This is a genomic window from Aeromonas allosaccharophila (assembly GCF_016026615.1).
GTDB classification, from domain to species: domain Bacteria; phylum Pseudomonadota; class Gammaproteobacteria; order Enterobacterales; family Aeromonadaceae; genus Aeromonas; species Aeromonas allosaccharophila.
Genome location: NZ_CP065745.1, coordinates 3,279,828 through 3,298,956, shown reverse-complemented (window position 1 = coordinate 3,298,956; position 19,129 = coordinate 3,279,828). Strand labels below are relative to the sequence as shown.

The following is a 19,129-nucleotide window of genomic DNA, read 5'->3' as shown; positions in this document are numbered from 1 at the left end:
AAAACAGCGTTGTTCAATCCCGTATCCAGCTGCTGCAACCGTAACCAGTTCAGAGCGCTGGAGGACAAGGCATGATGAAGCGTTTCGGTTTTGCCAAACTGATGCTCTGGCTGGGGTTGCTGTTTATCTACCTGCCCATGGTCATCATGGTGATCTACTCCTTCAACGCCTCCAAGCTGGTGACGGTGTGGGGTGGCTGGTCGCTCAAGTGGTACTTCGGCCTGCTCGATAACAAGCAGCTGATCGGGTCTGTGTTCCGCTCGCTGGAGATCGCCTTCTACACCGCCATCGCCGCAGTGGCGCTGGGGACGGTGGCAGCCTTCGTGCTGACCCGTATTCCCCACTTCCGTGGTCGCACCCTGTTCGGCGGCATGGTGACGGCGCCGCTGGTGATGCCCGAGGTGATCACCGGTCTGTCACTGCTGCTGCTGTTCGTGGCGATGGCTCAGCTAGTGGGCTGGCCAGCCGAGCGGGGCATGCTGACCATCTGGATCGCGCACACCACCTTCTGTACCGCCTACGTGGCGATCGTGGTGTCAGCGCGGTTGCGGGAGCTGGATCTCTCCATCGAGGAGGCGGCGATGGATCTCGGCGCCAAGCCGTGGAAGGTGTTCTTCCTGATCACCATCCCGATGATCGCCCCCTCGCTGGCGGCAGGCGGCATGATGTCGTTCGCCCTGTCGCTGGATGATCTGGTGCTGGCGAGCTTCGTCTCCGGCCCTGGCTCCACCACGCTGCCGATGGAGGTCTTCTCGGCGGTGCGACTCGGGGTGAAACCCGAGATCAACGCGGTGGCCAGCCTGATCCTGCTGTCGGTATCGCTCTTTACCTTCGGTAGCTGGTATCTGATGGCCAGGGCGGAGAAGCGCCGTCGCGCCGAGATCGCCATGACCACCCAGATGCAGGCCGTGGTCTGACGGCATGCTAAGATCCGCCTACTCTCGTCAATCTGGAGGATGAGTATGCGGATCTCCCTTTTTAGCGGTCGTGGCACCGAGCTGGTGCCCGGCCTCATCAGCGCCATTCACAAGCAACCGATCTCTGCGCCAGTTCGCTGTGCCTTTGCCGGTCTGGAAGGGGATGAACAGTGTGACCAGCGCCACCACGGTGGCCCGGATCGGGCGCTCCACTACTATCCGGCCGACCACTACCTCTGGTGGCAGACCTGGCAAACCGCGCTGGGGCTTTCTGCACCACGCACCCCGTGGCAACCTGCCGCCTTTGGCGAGAACCTCTCCGGTATCGGGCTGACCGAGGCGCAAGCCTGCATTGGCGATGTCTATCGACTCGGTGAGGCGCTGATCCAGATAAGTCAGCCAAGATCCCCCTGTTTCAAGCTCAACCAGCGCTTTGGCTATGGCCAGATGTCGCAGGTGATGCAACTGAATGGCCGTTGTGGCTGGCTGCTGCGGGTGCTGGAGGAGGGGATGGTGTCGCTGGAGTCGGCCATGGAGTTGGTGGACAGGCCTTACCCAGAGCTGACGGTGAAGCGCACGGCGGACATTCTGTTCAATCAGGTGCGCAACGAGACTGACCTGCTGCTGTTGCTGGAGAATCCGGCCCTCTCCCCCAACTGGCGCCAGCATGCAGCCGACTGGCTGGAGCATGGCACTGTGGCTGACTGGCAGCGCCGTCTGCTGGGGCCGGCATCCCTGCGCCAGGCCTGACGGCCGGTTGCCGGAATGTCACCAGCTGGCTGCCGCTCGGTAAACGGATGAAAAGAGTGCTGAATAGTTGAGCAAATGGCACTTTTTTTCCTGCCAAACGCAAAAAAGGCTTGTGTCGGGTCTGGGCTTTCGGTAAATTCCCGTCCCGCAGACATCGGTGTGTAGCGCAGCTTGGTAGCGCACTTCGTTCGGGACGAAGGGGTCGGAGGTTCGAATCCTCTCACACCGACCAAATTTGAAAAGGCCGCTCAATAGAGCGGCCTTTTTGCATTGGCTTTCCGCCGCGAGTTACTCTTTTCTCTGCCGACCTGCCGACCTGCCGACCTGCCGACCTGCCGACCTGCCGACCTGCCGACCTGCCGACCTGCCGACCTGCCGACCTGCCGACCTGCCGACCTGCCGACCTGCCGATAGCCCAAGATTCAACGGGCAATTATTGCTTGTTAGGGTTGCGGGTTCACGGCGCGCGGCGCCACACTTTGCCTATCCGCTATCCGCTATCCGCTATCCGCTATCCGCTATCCGCTATCCGCTATCCGCTATCCGCTATCCGCTATCCGCTATCCGCTATCCGCTATCCGCTATCCGCTATCCGCTATCCGCTATCCGCTATCGGTTTTCAGCTTGTGATGGCAACCCACTTTTATTCCGGTCGGGAGGGGATAGAGGGGCGATAAGTCGGTGGAATATGGGAAGGGCGGGTAAAGGTTGGGTATAAGCAGGTGGTGTGTATGGTGAGCGGGACTGTCGATAGTGAGGCTACTGCGGAAATTAAAAGGGCCACCGCTCGGTGGCCCATCGGTGGAGTCTAATCCTGACTCCGGCACTCTAGATTGTGGCAATCTCGCTATGGGTCTTGTCTATGGTGCCCTCCTTGCGCGCCAGGCGCTTACTCAGATATGCCAGTGCTGATGCCGCAAAGCCTTGAAACTGTGTTGAGGCAGCAAGGCCGCGTGCTTGGGGTACTCACTAATGAAATGTTCTATTCCCTCCATCAGTTGTGCACGTAATGAAATAACGGGCTCATGCCAGGCTTGCAGGCATAGATGGCCGGGGATCAACTGCTCCTGATAATCTTCCAGCAGCTGTTCTGGCCAGGGTTCAATACCGGAATTGCGTTGCAGCAAATAGTGGGCGGCGGGTTCACGGGCATAAATGAACTGAATTTGGGCCAGATCGCGTTGGCATAGCGTTTGACTGTTGATGTGACAGGTCAAATATTTTCCCGTTTTCAGATCCAGAAAGTGACCGCGTTGCCGACAGGGAACGATGCGATACCAAGGCAGGGGTGAGGAGAGAGAATACCCCTCAAGCTCCTGTTCCAACCAGTGGCGACACTCGGGTGTCTGCACCTCGTCGAGCATGGACTCGAGCTGTGTCAACAAGGCTCTGGATGGTTTGATGGCCAGTTTCGCACTCATCGCCTGCAATCCTCCCTCTGCACACAATCCCGACTATCAGTATGGACCTTGTTCGGCCAGAGGGGGTAAGGAATCTAATGATTAAAAGTGGATTAGCAGCGAGGTTTTTATGCACTAACTTGGTTCAACCCACCAGATAGGTGCCGGTGCCGAAGGCGATGTGGGTGCCCTCTTCGTTGTGCAGCTCCATCCGGGCGACGGCCACCTTGCTGCCAGCCCGGATGATGTGGGCGGTGGCGATAAACTCGTTGCCGCGCCCCGGGCGCAGGTAGTCCACTCGCAGATCGATGGTGCCGAGGCGGGCGAAACGCTCCTTGAGATAGCTGGGGGAGAACTCCTCCAGCTCGTCGATGCAGGAGGCGGCGACTATCATGCCGCCCGCTACATCGAGCAGCGTGGCGGTGACGCCGCCGTGCAGGATGTTGTGGAAAGGGTTGCCGATCAGCTTCTCGTCCATCTTGATGCGCAGTTCCACCTTGTCGAAGTCGTAGTGGGTCACCTGCATGCCGATCAGCTTGTTGAACGGCATCTTCTCGGCAAACAGGTTGGCAATGCCACTGAGCGCCATCTTCTTGAGCATCTGTTTCATTCTCTGATCCCAATCCTTGTCATCAAAGCCGAGTAAAAACTCCAGCCAGTCTGCAACACTTCCTTAACAGTCGCAATGGCAGGTTTATTGTGGGCGGCGGCTGCTTTAGAATGGCGACCCCAAAGGAGAGCCCATGACCGCGATTGCCGAAACCCTGCCAGATCCTCAGCCAGAGAGTCCGCTTGCCCTGCTGCAGGCGGTCTTCGGCTATCAGCAGTTTCGGCCGGGGCAGCTCGAGATCATCGAGCAGATCGTAGCTGGGCGCGATGCGCTGGTGCTTAAGCCCACCGGTGGTGGCAAGTCGCTCTGCTACCAGATCCCGGCACTGCTGCGGCCCGGGCTCGGTGTGGTGGTCTCTCCCCTTATTTCGCTGATGAAGGATCAGGTCGACAGCTTGCGCGCGAACGGTGTGGCGGCGGTCTACATCAACTCGGCCCTGAGCCGGGAGGAGATGATCCAGAACTTCGCCGCCATGCGTCGCGGCGAGATCAAGCTGGTCTATGTCTCCCCCGAGCGCTTGCTGCAGCACGAGTTCATGGACCGGCTGGCCGAGCTGCCGCTCGGGCTGTTCGCCATCGACGAGGCGCACTGCGTTTCCCAGTGGGGCCACGACTTCCGGCCTGAGTACGCGGCGCTGGGGCGGCTCAAGCAGTGGTTCCCGCAGGTGCCTGTGGTGGCGCTCACCGCCACCGCCGACGAGGCGACCCGCAGCGACATGCTGCACCGGTTGGAACTCAACGATCCCTTTATTCACACAGCCAGCTTTGACAGACCCAATATCCGCTACAGCCTGGTGGAGAAGTTCAAGGCGGCGGAGCAGCTGCTGCGTTACGTGCAGAGCCAGAAGGGCAACTGCGGCATCGTCTACTGCTCCAGCCGTAATCGGGTGGAGGAGGTGGCCGAGCGGCTATCCCGCCACGGTTGCAAGGCGGCGCCCTATCATGCGGGGCTGCCGCTCGAGCAGCGCCAGCAGACCCAGGATGCCTTCCTCAAGGATGATGTCGAGATCGTGGTGGCAACGGTGGCGTTTGGCATGGGCATCGACAAGCCCAACGTGCGCTTCGTGGTGCACTACGACATTCCGAAGAACATCGAATCCTACTATCAGGAGACCGGTCGCGCCGGTCGTGATGGCACCCCTGCCGAGGCGTTGCTGCTGTACGATCCTGCCGATATTGGCCGGGTGCGCCGTCTGCTCGACAACATCGAGAACCCCCAGCAGTTGCAGGTGGAGCAGTACAAGCTCAACGTGATGGCGGCTTTTGCCGAGGCGCAGACCTGCCGCCGTCAGGTGCTGCTCAACTATTTTGGCGAGTACAACGACAAGCCGTGCGGCAACTGCGATATCTGCCTCGATCCGCCCAAAAGTTATGATGGCACCGAAGATGCCCAGAAGGCGCTCTCCTGCGTCTGGCGGGTGGGGCAGAATTTCGGGGTGGGCTATGTGGTGGAGGTGCTGCGCGGCTCGCTCAACCAGCGCATCAAGGATCATGGTCACGACAAGCTGTCGACCTATGGCATCGGCAAGGATCAGAGCCACGAATACTGGATGAGCGTGATCCGCCAGCTGATCCACAAGGGGCTGCTGACCCAGAACATCACTCGCAATCTGGTGTTGCAGCTGACCGAGGCGGCCCGCCCGGTGCTGCGCGGCGAGGTGAAGCTGGAGTTGGCCGTACCCCGCTTGCAGCCCATCTCCAGCCGCAAGGAGAAGCGCAACGGCTTGCTCGACAACGCCAACTACGACAAGCGGTTGTTCAAGGAGCTGCGCGGCTTGCGCAAGCAGATTGCCGAGGACGAAGAGGTGCCGCCCTACGTGGTGTTCAACGATGCGACCCTGGTGGAGATGGCCCAGCTGATGCCGATGACCGAAGACGAGATGCTGGCCATCAACGGCGTCGGCCACCGCAAGCTGGAACGCTTCGGCGAAGCCTTTATGGACCTTATCATCGACTACTGCCGCCGGTAGGGTCGATTAGCGAAGCGTAATCGACCACAGCAGACGCGGCTCTGGATGAGTGCGAATCAGGCGCGAGGTTATTTCAGGCTGGCGTAGAAGGACGCCAGATTGTCGATATCCGCCTCGGTCAGCGGTGCCATGAAGGGGTCCATCAAGGGCTCTTTGCGGGTGCCATCCTTGAACGCTTTCAACTGTTTCACCAGATAGGCGGCATTCTGACCCGCCAGATGGGGATAGTTGGGGATCATCGCCTTGCCTTCCACGCCGTGACAGGCGGCGCAGACCGCTGCCTTGGCTTTGCCGGCTTCGATATCGGCAGCCTTGGCCTGATGACCCCACGCCAGTGCCAGCAAGGGCAGGGCATATACCCATTTTTGCATCTTCCTCTCCTTGAATTGAAAAATGATGGTTGCCAGTGAGCACAAGCGTGGCTGACGGCAGTATAAAGAGTGACACGAGCATACGCAGGGACGAATGGCACAACCATGAAGCTGATCAACACTTTTGCGACCGAGTTGCCCTGGGCTTGTGAGTCTGTGGTCCCCCAGCCGCTGCAGCAACCCCGGTTGCTTCATCTCAACCGGGCTTTGCTGGCCGAGTTGGGGCTGGGAGGCGTCAGCGAGCCTGACTGGATCGCCTGCTGTGGCGAGGGAAAAGTGCTGCCCGGTATGCAGCCGGTAGCGCAGGTCTATGCCGGCCATCAGTTCGGGGGTTACAGCCCTAGGCTCGGGGATGGTCGGGCGCTGCTATTGGGTGAGCAGCTGGCGCCGGATGGCAGCCGCTGGGATCTCCATCTGAAGGGGGCGGGTAAAACGCCGTTCTCCCGTTTTGGCGATGGCCGCGCCTTGCTCCGCTCCAGCATTCGCGAGTATCTCGCCTCCGAAGCGCTCCATGCCCTTGGCATACCCACCACCCGGGCGCTGGTGCTGGTGGGGAGCAGTGAGCCCGTTTACCGGGAACAGGTGGAGACGGGGGCGACCGTGCTGCGAACCGCTCCCAGCCATCTGCGCTTTGGTCATATCGAGTATTTCGCTTGGAGCGGGCAGGGGGAGAAGATCCCGCCGCTCATCGATTATCTACTGCGCCACCACTTCCCCGAGCAGGAGAATGGCGCCGAACTGTTTGCCGAGGTAGTGCGTCGCACCGCGCGGCTGATTGCCAAATGGCAGGCGGCGGGCTTCTGTCACGGGGTGATGAACACCGACAACATGTCGCTGCTCGGCCTGACGCTGGATTACGGCCCCTATGGCTTTATCGATGCCTACGTGCCCGATTTTGTCTGCAATCACTCGGATCCGGCGGGTCGTTACGCGCTGGATCAGCAGCCCGCGGTCGGTTACTGGAATCTGCAAAAGCTGGCGCAGGCGCTGGCGGGGCATGTCGACGGTGATGCGCTGGCTGCGGCGTTGGCCCAGTACGAGCAGCAGCTGATGCTGCACTATTCCGAACTGATGCGGGCCAAACTCGGGCTGGCGGTGTGGGAGGAGGATGATCCGGCGCTGTTCCGCGAGCTGTTCCGGCTGCTGGCGGCTAACAAGGTGGATTACCACCTGTTCCTGCGCCGTCTCGGTGAGGTAACGCAAGAGGGGGCGTGGCCCGCGTATCTGCTGGCCCTGTTGCCTGATCCGCGGGGTTGGCAGGCGTGGCTGGAGCGCTATCGGGCGCGGTTGGTGCGCGAAGGAAGCGAGGATGCCGTGCGCAAGGCGCAGATGGATGCCATCAATCCCAAGTATGTGCTGCGCAATGCGCTGGCCCAGCAGGTGATCGATGCCGCCGATGCAGGGGATATGCAGCCGTTCGAGCGGTTGTTCACCGCCCTGCAGCGCCCCTATGATGAACAACCCGAATATGAGGATCTCGCTACTCCGGTACCAGCATGGTATTGCGGTGGCGAGCTATCCTGCAGCAGCTGAGAGACAGGGAATGAGTTGGCAGATCAAACAGGTAGATAACGAAGCCGCCGTGGTGACGCTGGATTGCCCGGCGCTCGACTGGGACACGTTTCCAGTGTTGGCGCAGGCCTTGCTGCGAGAGTGGGAGCTGCAACCGCTCGAGCAGGATGCGGGGGCCGACCGCCATAGCTGGTTGCTGACGTTTGAAGGGAGCCAGTTCCGGCTGGAGTATGAACACTACAGCGGTTGCTGGCTGGAGGCGGTACGCCCGGCGGATCGGGAGGTGTTGCTCTGGCTCGCCAGGCAACACAAGGAGTAACCATCGCCCGCGAGGCCTGCTCTGCGGCTGGCCAATCCGGGCGCATATCATCGCATAAAGATTGAACTATCGATTTGGGGGCGTATAATATCGCCCCTCGATTATCGCCAATGGTGGCGGTATGGGTTCCCTAACCCCATTAACCAAAAAGGTCACAAGATGAATCTGACCCCTGCGCAGTACCAAACGGCGCTTGTTCGCCTGTCGTTGTTCCACATCCTGATCATTGCCAGCAGCAACTATCTGGTGCAGCTGCCGATCACCGTGTTTGGCTTCCATACCACCTGGGGTGCGTTCAGCTTCCCGTTTATCTTCCTGGCGACTGACCTGACGGTGCGGATCTTCGGTGCCGGTCTGGCGCGCAAGATTATCCAGACCGTGATGCTGCCTGCGCTGGCGGTCTCCTATGCGCTCTCCGTGCTCTTCTTCGAAGGGAGCTTCCAGGGTGTTGGCAATCTGGCCGAGTTCAATCTGTTCGTGGCACGCATCGCGCTGGCCAGCTTTATGGCCTATCTGGTGGGTCAGTTCATGGATGTGGTGGTGTTCAACCGACTGCGACTGATGAAAGCTTGGTGGGTTGCCCCGGCGGCATCCACCCTGTTCGGTAATCTGGTTGATACCATCGCCTTCTTCAGTGTGGCCTTCTGGCGCACCACAGATCCTTTCATGGCGGAACACTGGGTCGAGATCGCAACCGTCGATTACGTATTTAAGTTACTGATAAGTCTTGGTTTGTTCGTGCCGCTCTACGGCGTCTTGCTGCGTTATCTCAGCCGCAAGCTGGTGGGCGAGGCCGGATTATCCAGCCTGCAGACGGCCACCCGACAAGCCTGATGAAATTGACCACCCTTCGCGGTGGTCAATTTTTTTGCACTTTCTGCAAATAGCGCTTGCCTAGTTAAATGAGAATGATTATTGTTAACTTGTTTTCCGGGAAAGACTTCATTCGTTCCAACGTGATGGACTTCTTGTGAAGGCACGACATTGCTCACATTGCTTCCAGTTAAGGGCCAGTTTATCTGGCCCTCTTTTTTTGTTTTTTTTCAGCAAATTGCAGCCATAAAAAACGGGAGCCAAGGCTCCCGTCGTTACGCTGTCTGTGGCTTACTCGATATCGAGTGCCTCGGGTGAGAGGATCACCCCTGTGGTATCGGCGTAAAGGTGGTCGTCAGGCAGGAAAGTCACGCCACCGAAGTTGACCGGCAGATCGGTCTCCCCTACATCCTTGCTGTCGGCACCGACCGGAATGGCTGCCAGCGCCTGAATGCCGATATCCAGATCTTCCAGAATATCGACCTCGCGCACGCAACCGTAGCAGACAATCCCTTCCCAATCGTTCTCGGCCGCTGTCGTGGCGATGTCGCTGTCGATCAGGGCGCGGCGCATGGAGCCACCGCCATCGATCAGCAACACGCGCCCCAGTCCGTTCTCTTTGACGAGTTCACGGATCAGGCCATTTGATTCGAAGCATTTGACTGTGGTGATGACGCCGCCGAAAGAGGCGCGGCCGCCGAAGGAGCAGAGCATGGGTTCGAGTACATCCACCATGTCCTGATAGATGTCGCACAATTCTGAAGTGTTGTATTCCATAGTGTCAAATCCACGGCTGGAAACAGGTGCAACCAGTATAAGGAGTGGGTGTGGCATTTCAATGAATATTCCTTGCACAAATCACCCGTCGCCGCTTTTCTGCATAAGCTCAATGCAGTCCATTGCCTGGTTTGCGAGAGGTCCATCGTGCTGATACGTCATAAATTGATCCTGAATACCGTGCTGGTGGCGATTGCCATGCTGGTACTGAGCGGCCTGTTTCTCTACTCCAGTCAGGTCAGTCGCCATCTGGCCGATGCCCAGCGCAATGTGGATCAGTTGGAGATCGCCATGCTTAATCTGCGGCGTGCCGAGAAGGATTTTGTGATCCGCAAGGAGATGACCTTCGTCGATCAGTTCAATAAAGTGCTGGCGAGTTTCCATACGCTCAACCGCACTCTGAGTGCCGATGACAATATCAGCGTGGTGCATGGTGAGCTGACCCGGCTGGATCAGCAGATGGGGGCCTATGGCAGCGCCTTCAGCGCCCTGGTCGCTCAGCAGCAGAAGATAGGGCTGGGGCCGGAAGATGGTCTCTATGGCAAATTGCGGGCCGCAGTGCATGAGGTGGAAGATGGCCTCAAGCAGCTGGATCAGCAGGGGCTGCTCATCACCATGTTGCAGCTGAGGCGGGCGGAGAAGGACTTCATGTTGCGCTCCGACATCCAGTATCTGGATCGCTTCGAGACCTTGCACAAGAGCTTTCAGGATAGCCTTGCCGCTCTGCCGGAGGCGGATCGCGGCAAGCTGGAGCAGGCCAGCAAGCAATACCGGCAGGACTTTGTCGCCCTGGTGCAGGGGATGCAGGTGCTGGGTCTGAAAGAGGGTGAGGGGCTGCGCAACCAGATGCGGGATCTGGTGCATCAAACCGAGCAGGGGTTTGCGACCGTTGACCAGCACATTGTCGATGAACTGGAGCGGCAGACCGCTCGCCTCAACAGCCTGATGCTGGTCTGTGGCGGGGTGATTATCGTGCTGATCGGCATCATGAGTGTGCTGCTCGGCCGCAGCATCGACCGCCCCATCACCCGGGTGAACGAGACGGTCAATCGCATTCGTCAGGATAATGACCTGCGGCTGAAAATCGAGTTGAAAGGGGCTGATGAAATGGCCCAGCTGGCGGGTAATCTGGACGTGATGCTGGGCGGGTTCCGCACCCTGATCGGCGATGTGAAGCAGAGTGTTCATACCCTGACGGAGGCCGCCGATCACCTCTCGGCCAACGTCCAGCGCACCAGCGAGGGGGCGGCGCGCCAGTTGCAGGAGACCGACATGGTGGCGACCGCCTCCACCGAGATGGGATCCACCATCGAAGAGATCGCCCGCAATACCGAACAGGCCGCCAACAATGCCCAGACCACCAACAACAAGGCGATGGAGGGGCGCACCGCAGTCGAAAATACGGTCAGCCAGATCCGCTCGCTGGCGGGCAATCTGGAGAGCTCGTCCAGGGAGGTGGGACAACTGCAAAAAGAGAGCGAGACCATCGGCTCGGTGCTGGATGTGATCAGGGGGATTGCCGAGCAGACCAATCTGCTGGCGCTCAATGCGGCCATCGAAGCGGCGCGGGCGGGGGATCAGGGCCGTGGCTTTGCGGTGGTGGCCGACGAAGTGCGCAGCCTCGCCATTCGCACCCAGAAATCGACCCAGGAGATCGCCGGCATCATCAGCTCCCTGCAAAAGCAGACCGGCAGCATCGTCGAGATGATGGCGACCTGCCGCGAGCAGGGCAACCGCAGTTCGGAGCAGGCCAGCACCGCAGGGGAGCTGTTGGGACAGATCACCCAGGATGTCACCCACATCATGGACATGAGCACCCAGATCGCGGCGGCCATCGAGCAGCAGAGTCTGGTGGCCAACGAGGTGAACCGCAACGTCAACAACATCCGCGACATTGCCCAGGAGTCCAGCACCATGGCGGAGGAAAATGCCAAATCCAGTGATGGGCTCAACAAGCAGGCGCAACTGTTGAATCAGGCGGTGGCGAAATACCGGGTTTAGTGACCGGACTGACATCTTTGCGAGGTTTTCACATCAGAGTGGCAATGATTTGATCGTAATGGCTGTTATTGGGGGCATTCGCTCATATAATCGCCGCCACTATGATGATTCGGAAGGATTCGATGGCAAAGTTGCTGGTGGCCGTATTCGGGCTGTTCTGCACCTGTCTGGTGCTGGCAGGCCCGGCACCCCAGGCTACCCCACTCAAGCCAGGCATGGAGCCGCTGCTCAGCTGGTTCAACGGGGCCTTTACGAGCCGGGAGCAGGCCAGTTACGACAGCCGTTTCACCAGTGCCGAGCTGCGGCTGATGGAGATCTGGCCTGGCTATCAGGGCTATCGCTGGGTTTATGCCGAACAGTACCTGAGCCTGCGCTCCATCCGCCCGTTTCGCCAGCGTATCTACCGCTTCTCCCCCGCCCCTGATGGACGGATCCTGATGGCCGAACTGACCATGCCCCGGGCCACCGATTTTGCCGGTGCCTGGCACGATCCCTCCCTGCTCGACAGCCTGACCCCGCAGCAGCTCTCCTTGCGCCACGGTTGCGAGATCTGGCTGACCCGCACCCCGTCCGGCGAGTATGCCGGTCACACTCGGGTGGGCCACTGCTCCACCGATTTTGGTGGTGCCAGTACTCTGGTGCAGCATATCTGGATTGGCCCCGACAGCGTCAGATTGCTGGATCGTGCCTATGACAACGAAGGGCGGTCGCGTTGGGGCAGCCCGGGTGAGGGGTATGTCTATTTGCGTCGTTCCAGAGGATTTGGCCAGTAGATGCGAGAGCGTCTGGCTGCGGGAACGTGAAGGATGTAAAACAGGGATCGTAAAAAAGGCGCCCGATGGGCGCCTTTTTCAGAATTCTTCAGAAGTAAAATTACTTCTTGGTGGTCATCGCACCGAAACGCTTGTTGAACTTGTCTACGCGGCCGCCGCTAGAAACTTCTTTCTGCTTGCCGGTGTAGAACGGGTGGCACTCGGAGCACACGTCCAGGTTCAGATCTTTACCGATGGTAGAGAAAGTGTTGATGACGTTACCGCAAGAGCACTTGGCGGTGATGGCTACGTAGTCAGGATGGATACCAGCTTTCATGGACAACCTCAATTAATAGGCCGTGTCGCCATCCGATCTCTCGTCGGACACCACACGATTGTTGAACACAGTTTCAAAGGCTGCGAATAATATAGGAAATGCCTGAGATCAGGCAAGTGGCTTCGCAGAAAAAATAGGCAACCCCTGGTGAATTCTTCCCAAATGCTGGATCTGGTTCGTGTCGCTGTCCCGGTACCGTTACGCCGTCACTTCGACTATCTCTCTCCCCTGCCGTTACCTGCCCCCGGTTGCCGGGTCGAGATCCCCTTTGGTCCCCAGACCCTGGTCGGGCTGGTGGTGGATCATCCGGCCGACAGCCAGGTGCCGCGCAACAAGCTCAAGCCGATCAAACGCGTGCTTGATAGCACCCCCGTGCTGGGGCCGGATATTCTGGCGCTGATGAACTGGAGCGCCAGCTATTACCAGCATCCGCTGGGGGAGGTGTTGCCTCATGCCCTGCCGGTGCTGGTGCGCAAGGGGGAGCCTGCCGCCTATCGGGAGCTGGAGTTCTGGTTTGCCACCGAGGCGGGGATGGCCATCGACCTTAACGAGCTCAAGCGGGCGGCCAAGCAGCAGCAGGCGCTTGCCTTGCTGCGCAAGGGGCCACAGACGCCATCTGCCCTCAAGCAGGAGGAGATCCAGAGCGCCGCTCTCACCGCGCTGGAGAAGAAAGGCTTGCTGGAGAGGCGCTCGCTGGAGCCGAGCCACGACGGCGACTGGGCATCCCGTTTCGAGCCGGGGGAGGGGCTGCGCCTCAACGGTGAGCAGGCGCTGGCTGTCTCCGCCGTAACCAGCCAGAGCGACAAGTTCGGTGCCTTCCTGCTCGATGGCATCACCGGCTCCGGCAAGACCGAGGTCTACCTGAGCATCCTCGAGCCGTTGCTCAAGGCGGGCAAGCAGGCGCTGGTGATGGTGCCGGAGATCGGTCTCACCCCGCAGACCATCAACCGCTTCCGGCGCCGCTTCAACGTGCCGGTGGTTGCGATGAACTCCGCCATGAACGACCGGGAGCGGCTCGATGCCTGGCTCGCTTGCCGCGACGGTGGCGCCGCCATCCTGATCGGCACCCGCTCTGCGGTGTTCACCCCGTTTTACAACCTCGGCATCATCATCATCGACGAGGAGCACGACGGCTCCTTCAAGCAGCAGGACGGTTTTCGCTACCATGCGCGGGATCTGGCGGTGATGCGGGCTCATCGCGCAGGTATTCCCATCCTGCTTGGTTCGGCCACTCCGTCGCTGGAGACGCTGCACAATGCCCGCAGCGGCAAGTATCACCACCTCACCCTGACCCGTCGCGCCGGTAACGCCCAGACCGCCCGTCAGGTGATCCTGGATATCAAGAGCGTGCGGCTGCAGGCCGGGCTCTCTCCCCAGCTGGAGCAGCTGATGGCAGAGCATCTGGCGGCGGGCAATCAGGTGATGCTGTTTCTCAACCGCCGTGGCTATGCCCCGGCTCTGATTTGCCACCAGTGTGGCTGGAGCGCCGCCTGTGAGCGTTGCGATGCCTGGTACACCTGGCATCAGGCCGGACGACGGCTGCACTGCCACCACTGTGACAGCGTGCGCCCGCTGCCCCACCACTGCCCCGAGTGCGGCAGCAACGAGCTGATCGGATCGGGAGTGGGCACCGAACAGCTGGAACAGCTGCTTACCACTGTGTTCCCGCAATATCCGGTTGTGCGCATCGACCGGGACAACACCCGCCGCAAGGGGGAGCTGGAGACCCATCTCGGCGACATCAAGGCGGGCAAGTACAAGATCCTGATCGGCACCCAGATGCTGGCCAAGGGCCACCACTTCCCGGATGTGACGCTAGTGGGGCTGCTGGATGTGGATGGCGCCCTGTTCAGCGCCGATTTTCGCGCCGCCGAGAAGCTGGCCCAGCTCTACACCCAGGTGGCGGGCCGCGCCGGGCGCGCCAGCAAGCCGGGGCTGGTAGTGTTGCAGAGCCACCACCCGGAACATGCCCTGTTGCAGGATCTGACCCAGAACGGTTACGGCCACTTCGCCGACACGGCGCTGAAAGAGCGCCACCTGCTGGGGTTGCCACCGTTCAGCTATCAGGGGCTGTTTCGGGCCGAGGCCAATGGCCGTGACGAGGTACAGCTGTTTCTCGCTCGCCTCGCAGATACCCTGCGCAGCGCCCGTTACCCCCACGTGCAGGTACTGGGGCCCATCAGCGGCTTCATGGAGCGCAAGGCGGGCAAGTTCCGGATGCAGTTGCTGGTGCAGGGGCCGAATCGCGCACCGCTGGCCCAACTGCTGGATTGGGCGGTGAAGGAGCTGGAAGGCTGGCCGGAGACCAAAAAGGTGCGCTGGAGTCTGGATATCGACCCCACCGAGCTGAGTTGATGGCGCCGGAGCGGGTCGCTGGCAGTTATCGTCAGCGACCGGGCGGATGATTCCGTTTTAGGGCTCAGACCCGCAAATCGATCTGCTGCACCCAGCCCCCCTTGCCCTGTTCAGTGAGGTAGAGGCCTGATTGGCGCAGCACTCCCTGAGTGCCGCTCTCCCCCAGATGGGTGAAGGGGGTGTCGAGGGGGTGTAGCAGGATGGCGCCGATCCCCAGCTCCACCAGCGCGATGGGGGCGTGTTCCGGATGCCAGAACTGCAGCGCCGAGAAATGGCTATCCCCCTCGTCCAGCACCCCGTTGCCATCCTCATCCAGCGTCGCCAGCTCGCCGAAGCCATTGCCGGAGCGGGCACCAAACAGTTCGCCGCCATCGTCTATGGTGCCGTTGCCATTGCGATCCAGCGCCACGAAGCCGCTCCCTTCACTCAAGCCCGGCAGGCTATCCTCTTTGCCATCCTGATCGATATCGAAGTTGACCCGTGCCTCGGTCAGATCGGCGATCTTGCCATCCAGACTGAGCACCAGCGGGTCTTTCAGGGCATTGAGGGTGGTGCGCCGCTGGCTCACCTCCAGCTGACGCCAGTCGAGCACAAAGCCGAGATCGAGCTGAATAGTCTGACCATCCTGCGTCGCTACGCTGGCTGACGCCACCACGTTGAGCTGCTCCTGTTGCAGCAGGGTGTCCGTCACCTCCACCAGTTGATCCGGCTCGGCGGCCTGAGCTGCGGCGTCTCCTTGGGTCACCCCTTCGCTTCCCTCTTCGGAGGGTTTGATCGGCTTGGGCAGCTCGATTTCGTGGCCCAGCATCGCCTCAATCATCAGCTTGATCAGCCGCTGGCGGTTATCCAGCCCATCGTCGGGAATACCATCCTGCTCTTTGCCGACTTCCGCTGCAGGCGGGGTGGGGGGCGTTGCCGCTTGCTGGCTGGCGGCCGATTGCCTCGCGGCTTGCAGCGTCAGGGCGCTGGCGAGGGTCAGGGTGCTGCGGCGTTCGCCTGCCGCTGCCGTGTTGTTGCCTTCTGGTTGATTGACGGCGGGTGGCACGGGCCCGAGGTTGCGCACCTTGCGGCTCTGGGCCTGTTGTTGCCGGTATTGCACCTCCCCCTGGAGGTCGTAGTGATCGATGCGCATACGTTCGCCCTCGGCGCTATACATCTGGTCAGTTATCGACCAGGCAGTGCACAAGGCTTAACACCAAATCGGACTAATCAGGGAGGTGGTTAGTACTAGGTTGCAAGGTGGCGGCGTGGCAGGATGATGGACATGTGGGTGCTGGCCCGTTTGCCTAAGCGCAGGGCGCAACATGTGAAGAGGAAGAGAGGATGAGAAATTGTCTGGTGATGGGGGCTGCGGGCTACATAGGCTCCTATCTGGTGCCCCACCTGCAAACCCTGGGCTACAAGGTAATTGCCGGGGCGCGCCGTCCCTGCCGTCTGCCGGAGGGGGTGGAGTTTCGCCTCGCCGACAGCCTCAAGCCCATCACCCTGCTGCCTGCGCTGGCTGGCATCGATACCGTCTTCTATCTGGTGCATGCCATGGGGGCGGGGGCCGATTTTCACCGGCTTGAGCAGCAAGGGGTGAAGAACTTCGCCGCCGCTGCCCGCGCCGCCGGGGTGCGCCGCATCATCTATCTCGGAGCAATCCAGCCCGAGCAGTGCAACAGTCGCCATCTCAACTCCCGCCGCCACTGTGGCGAGCTGTTTCGTGACTCTGGCGTGCCGACGGTGGAGCTGCGCGCCGGCATCATCATCGGCCCCGGCTCGGCGGCGTTCGAGGTGATGCGGGATCTGGTGTTCAACCTGCCGATGATGGTGACGCCGAAATGGGTGCGCTCGCGCACGCCGCCGATTGCGCTGTCCAACCTGCTGCACTATCTGGGCGGGCTGGTAGAGGCCGACGAGGTGGATGGCCGCATCTTCAATGCGGTCGGCCCCGAGCTGCTCAGCTACCAACAGCAGTTGCAGAAGTTCGCCGCCCATATCGGCAAGCGCTGCCCCATTATTCCCATCCCGTTTCTGAGCCCGCACCTCTCCGCCTGGTGGCTGCAGTTCGTCACTTCGGTGCCGCAGCCGGTGGCCAAGGCGCTGGTGGGTGGCCTCAAGCACGACATCCCGGCCGATGACGGCCCGCTGCGGGCCCTGCTGCCGCAGACCCTGCTCAGCTTCGACGAGGCGCTGGCAGAGAGTCTGGCGCTGGAGCAGAAGCTGGGGGCCGAACAGCAGGGGCAGGAGACGCCGCTCGGCCTGCGCTGGCGCCATCCCGAATATGGCTTCTATGACCGCACCGCCAGCGGCGAGGCGATCTGTCTCGCCTCGCCCGAGGTGGTGTGGCAGGTGTTGCAGCAGCTGGGGGGAGAGAAGCGTTACTTCTACATGAACGAGCTGTGGGTGGTACGCGAATGGATGGATCATCTGATCGGCGGCCCGGCCCGCACCCGTGGCCGCACCAATCCCGATCGCTTCGTGAAGGGGGATATGCTCGACTCCTGGCAGATCCTCGGGGTGGATGAGGGGCACAGGCTCGATCTGCTGTTCAACATGAAGGCCCCCGGCGTCGGGCGGCTGGAGTTCAACATCCTGCCGGAGGAGTCTGGCCTGACCCGCATCCGGGTCACCGCTCACTGGCATCCGCAGGGCGCCTGGGGGCTGGCTTACTGGATCGCCATGCTGCCGTTCCACCTCTTTATCTTTCAGGGGATGACCGAGGCGATCGCCAGAGAGGCAGAGGCGAGTGCCGGTATCCCCGTCATGGATTGAACGGGGCGGTCTGACCATCCCCGTTGCCACACTTGCGCCGTTTACATCACAGCAAGGGGCGCCTTTTATGCCGATTTTATGCATAGTCAGCAAGACTCGTTCGAGGTGAAATCTTCGTTTTTCGCCCGATATGGGTGTGCGTCTTGTCGCAAAGACTGGCATCATGCCCTGCTATTTATGCAGTTCAGGTGTGTGACTAATTAATAAAGAAGGGATTATGAAGAAAAAACCGTCAATTTTGGGGGGCGCCTGCATCATCGCCAGCGTCTGCGTGGGAGCCGGCATGCTCGGTCTGCCGAGTTCGGGGGCGGGGGCCTGGACCCTCTGGTCGGTGTTGGCGCTGACCGTCACTATGGTGATGATGACCCTCTCCGGCTGGATGCTGCTGGAATCTTTCCAGCACCACGACATGCGGGTCTCCTTCAATACCGTGACCCGCGAGCTGCTGGGGGAGAAGCTCAATCTCCTCAACAACCTCTCGGTCTACTTTGTTGGCGGCATTCTGCTCTACGCCTATATCACCTCCTCCGGTGCCATTTTGCAGGGGATACTGGGGATCGACAGCAAGCTCGCCTCCGTGTTGTTCGTGGCGATCTTCTCGCTGGTGGTGTGGCACTCGACCCGCGCCGTTGACCGCATCTCTGTGGTGCTGATCGCCTTCATGATCCTCAGCTTCGCCCTCGGTGTGGCCGGTCTGCTCGGCAATATCAAGCTGCCGACCCTGCTTGATCTGGCGGGCAGCGAAAACCGCTACGCCCCCTATGCCATGGCGATGCTGCCGGTGGCGCTCACCTCGTTCGGTTATCACCACTCGGTCGCCTCCCTGCGCGCCTACTACCAGAACGAGCAGCAGGCCCGATGGGCCATTCTGGGGGGAACCCTGATCGCGTTGGCGCTCTACGTGCTCTGGCTGCTGGGGATCTTCGGTAACCTGCCCCGTCAGGATTTTGCCCCCGTGATTGCCAAGGGGGGAGACGTGAGCGTGCTGCTCTCCGCCCTCTCAGGTGTCATCGAGTCGGAGAAGGTGGCCAGCGCCATCAACGGTTTCTCCATGGCGGCCATCCTCTCCTCCTTTATCGGGGTGGGGCTCGGGGTGTTCGACTATCTGGCTGATCTGTTCAAGTTCGACAACAGCCGCGCCGGTCGCTGCAAGACCTGGGCGGTCACCTTCCTGCCGCCGCTAGTGCTCTCCCTGCTCTTCCCGTTCGGCTTCCTGCTGGCCATCGGCTATGCCGGTGCCGCCGCCACCATCTGGACCTGCATCATCCCGGCACTGCTGGTGTTGCGCACCCGGGCGCGGGCCGAGCGGGGCGAGGTGACACCCCACTTCGTCACCCCCGGCGGCAAGCTGATGGCCTGGCTGCTGATCCTGTTCGGATTGGCGACCGCGCTGTTCCACTTCCTGTCGATGGCGGGTCAGTTGCCGGTCTATCTGGGCAACTGAGTACGCTCTACAGCACTGACAGAAAAGGGCGACAAGGCCAACTTG

The 19,129-nt window shown here is 60.7% G+C and carries 17 protein-coding genes and 1 tRNA gene; 12 read left to right on the top strand and 6 right to left on the bottom strand.

Annotated features, from left to right (window positions below):
- Positions 1 to 71 precede the first annotated feature (71 nt).
- From I6G90_RS15075 to I6G90_RS15065, 3 genes are all read left to right on the top strand, one after another.
- Positions 72 to 917, top strand: coding sequence for an ABC transporter permease subunit (locus I6G90_RS15075; protein ID WP_404974317.1), 846 nt, complete (start codon positions 72 to 74; stop codon positions 915 to 917).
- Between the two features lie 45 nt (positions 918 to 962).
- The gene (locus tag I6G90_RS15070; RefSeq protein WP_197928144.1) at positions 963 to 1,667 is read left to right on the top strand and encodes an MOSC domain-containing protein; all 705 of its coding nucleotides are present in this window, start codon (positions 963 to 965) and stop codon (positions 1,665 to 1,667) included.
- Between the two features lie 155 nt (positions 1,668 to 1,822).
- A tRNA-Pro gene (locus tag I6G90_RS15065) sits at positions 1,823 to 1,899 on the top strand.
- Between the two features lie 661 nt (positions 1,900 to 2,560).
- On the opposite strand, the gene I6G90_RS15060 is transcribed toward I6G90_RS15065, so the two are convergent.
- Both I6G90_RS15060 and I6G90_RS15055 read right to left on the bottom strand, forming a co-directional pair.
- Positions 2,561 to 3,088, bottom strand: coding sequence for an AbiTii domain-containing protein (locus I6G90_RS15060; protein WP_005356927.1), 528 nt, complete (start codon positions 3,086 to 3,088; stop codon positions 2,561 to 2,563).
- 124 nt (positions 3,089 to 3,212) lie between these two features.
- Positions 3,213 to 3,677: a thioesterase family protein gene (locus I6G90_RS15055; protein WP_005355465.1), complete on the bottom strand. Its 465-nt coding sequence runs from the start codon at positions 3,675 to 3,677 to the stop codon at positions 3,213 to 3,215.
- Between the two features lie 133 nt (positions 3,678 to 3,810).
- Between I6G90_RS15055 and recQ the strand changes: the two genes are divergently transcribed.
- Complete coding sequence (gene recQ / locus I6G90_RS15050) at positions 3,811 to 5,646, top strand: ATP-dependent DNA helicase RecQ (protein WP_108588428.1); 1,836 nt, start codon at positions 3,811 to 3,813, stop codon at positions 5,644 to 5,646.
- 68 nt (positions 5,647 to 5,714) lie between these two features.
- Here recQ and I6G90_RS15045 read toward each other — a convergent pair whose 3' ends face one another.
- Positions 5,715 to 6,017 carry a c-type cytochrome gene (locus I6G90_RS15045; RefSeq protein ID WP_197928143.1) on the bottom strand — a complete coding sequence of 101 codons (303 nt, stop codon included), beginning with the start codon at positions 6,015 to 6,017 and terminating at the stop codon, positions 5,715 to 5,717.
- Between the two features lie 105 nt (positions 6,018 to 6,122).
- Here I6G90_RS15045 and I6G90_RS15040 point away from each other — a divergent pair, with 105 nt between their 5' ends.
- The 3 genes from I6G90_RS15040 (at position 6,123) to I6G90_RS15030 (ending at position 8,682) form a co-directional block, all read left to right on the top strand.
- Positions 6,123 to 7,550 (top strand): protein adenylyltransferase SelO, encoded by a 1,428-nt coding sequence (locus tag I6G90_RS15040; protein ID WP_197928142.1) that lies wholly within the window; start codon positions 6,123 to 6,125, stop codon positions 7,548 to 7,550.
- A 10-nt stretch (positions 7,551 to 7,560) separates the two neighbouring features.
- Positions 7,561 to 7,848 (top strand): DUF3630 family protein, encoded by a 288-nt coding sequence (locus I6G90_RS15035; RefSeq protein WP_197928141.1) that lies wholly within the window; start codon positions 7,561 to 7,563, stop codon positions 7,846 to 7,848.
- Positions 7,849 to 8,007: 159 nt separating this feature from the next.
- Positions 8,008 to 8,682, top strand: a complete 675-nt coding sequence (locus I6G90_RS15030; RefSeq protein WP_042059239.1) for a 7-cyano-7-deazaguanine/7-aminomethyl-7-deazaguanine transporter — start codon at positions 8,008 to 8,010, stop codon at positions 8,680 to 8,682.
- Between the two features lie 270 nt (positions 8,683 to 8,952).
- Here I6G90_RS15030 and rraA read toward each other — a convergent pair whose 3' ends face one another.
- Entirely contained in the window at positions 8,953 to 9,438 is a 486-nt protein-coding gene (gene rraA / locus I6G90_RS15025) for a ribonuclease E activity regulator RraA (RefSeq protein ID WP_005340678.1), read from the bottom strand.
- A 147-nt stretch (positions 9,439 to 9,585) separates the two neighbouring features.
- Between rraA and I6G90_RS15020 the strand changes: the two genes are divergently transcribed.
- Both I6G90_RS15020 and I6G90_RS15015 read left to right on the top strand, forming a co-directional pair.
- Positions 9,586 to 11,439: a methyl-accepting chemotaxis protein gene (locus I6G90_RS15020; protein ID WP_197928140.1), complete on the top strand. Its 1,854-nt coding sequence runs from the start codon at positions 9,586 to 9,588 to the stop codon at positions 11,437 to 11,439.
- A gap of 122 nt (positions 11,440 to 11,561) precedes the next feature.
- Positions 11,562 to 12,212: a chromophore lyase CpcT/CpeT gene (locus I6G90_RS15015; RefSeq protein ID WP_042656930.1), complete on the top strand. Its 651-nt coding sequence runs from the start codon at positions 11,562 to 11,564 to the stop codon at positions 12,210 to 12,212.
- 100 nt (positions 12,213 to 12,312) lie between these two features.
- On the opposite strand, the gene rpmE is transcribed toward I6G90_RS15015, so the two are convergent.
- The gene (rpmE, locus tag I6G90_RS15010; RefSeq protein ID WP_005340673.1) at positions 12,313 to 12,528 is read right to left on the bottom strand and encodes a 50S ribosomal protein L31; all 216 of its coding nucleotides are present in this window, start codon (positions 12,526 to 12,528) and stop codon (positions 12,313 to 12,315) included.
- 147 nt (positions 12,529 to 12,675) lie between these two features.
- On the opposite strand from rpmE, the gene priA reads away from it, so the two are divergent.
- Positions 12,676 to 14,883: a primosomal protein N' gene (priA, locus tag I6G90_RS15005; protein ID WP_197928139.1), complete on the top strand. Its 2,208-nt coding sequence runs from the start codon at positions 12,676 to 12,678 to the stop codon at positions 14,881 to 14,883.
- A gap of 64 nt (positions 14,884 to 14,947) precedes the next feature.
- Here the strand turns inward: priA and I6G90_RS15000 are convergent, their stop codons facing one another.
- The gene (locus I6G90_RS15000; protein WP_197928138.1) at positions 14,948 to 16,039 is read right to left on the bottom strand and encodes a hypothetical protein; all 1,092 of its coding nucleotides are present in this window, start codon (positions 16,037 to 16,039) and stop codon (positions 14,948 to 14,950) included.
- Between the two features lie 167 nt (positions 16,040 to 16,206).
- Here I6G90_RS15000 and I6G90_RS14995 point away from each other — a divergent pair, with 167 nt between their 5' ends.
- Together I6G90_RS14995 and I6G90_RS14990 are read left to right on the top strand one after the other, a co-directional pair.
- A complete protein-coding gene (locus I6G90_RS14995) occupies positions 16,207 to 17,640 on the top strand; it encodes a DUF2867 domain-containing protein (RefSeq protein WP_197928137.1) in 1,434 nt (477 codons plus the stop codon).
- A 217-nt stretch (positions 17,641 to 17,857) separates the two neighbouring features.
- A complete protein-coding gene (locus I6G90_RS14990; protein ID WP_197928135.1) occupies positions 17,858 to 19,084 on the top strand; it encodes an aromatic amino acid transporter in 1,227 nt (408 codons plus the stop codon).
- The last annotated feature ends 45 nt before the right edge of the window (positions 19,085 to 19,129 follow it).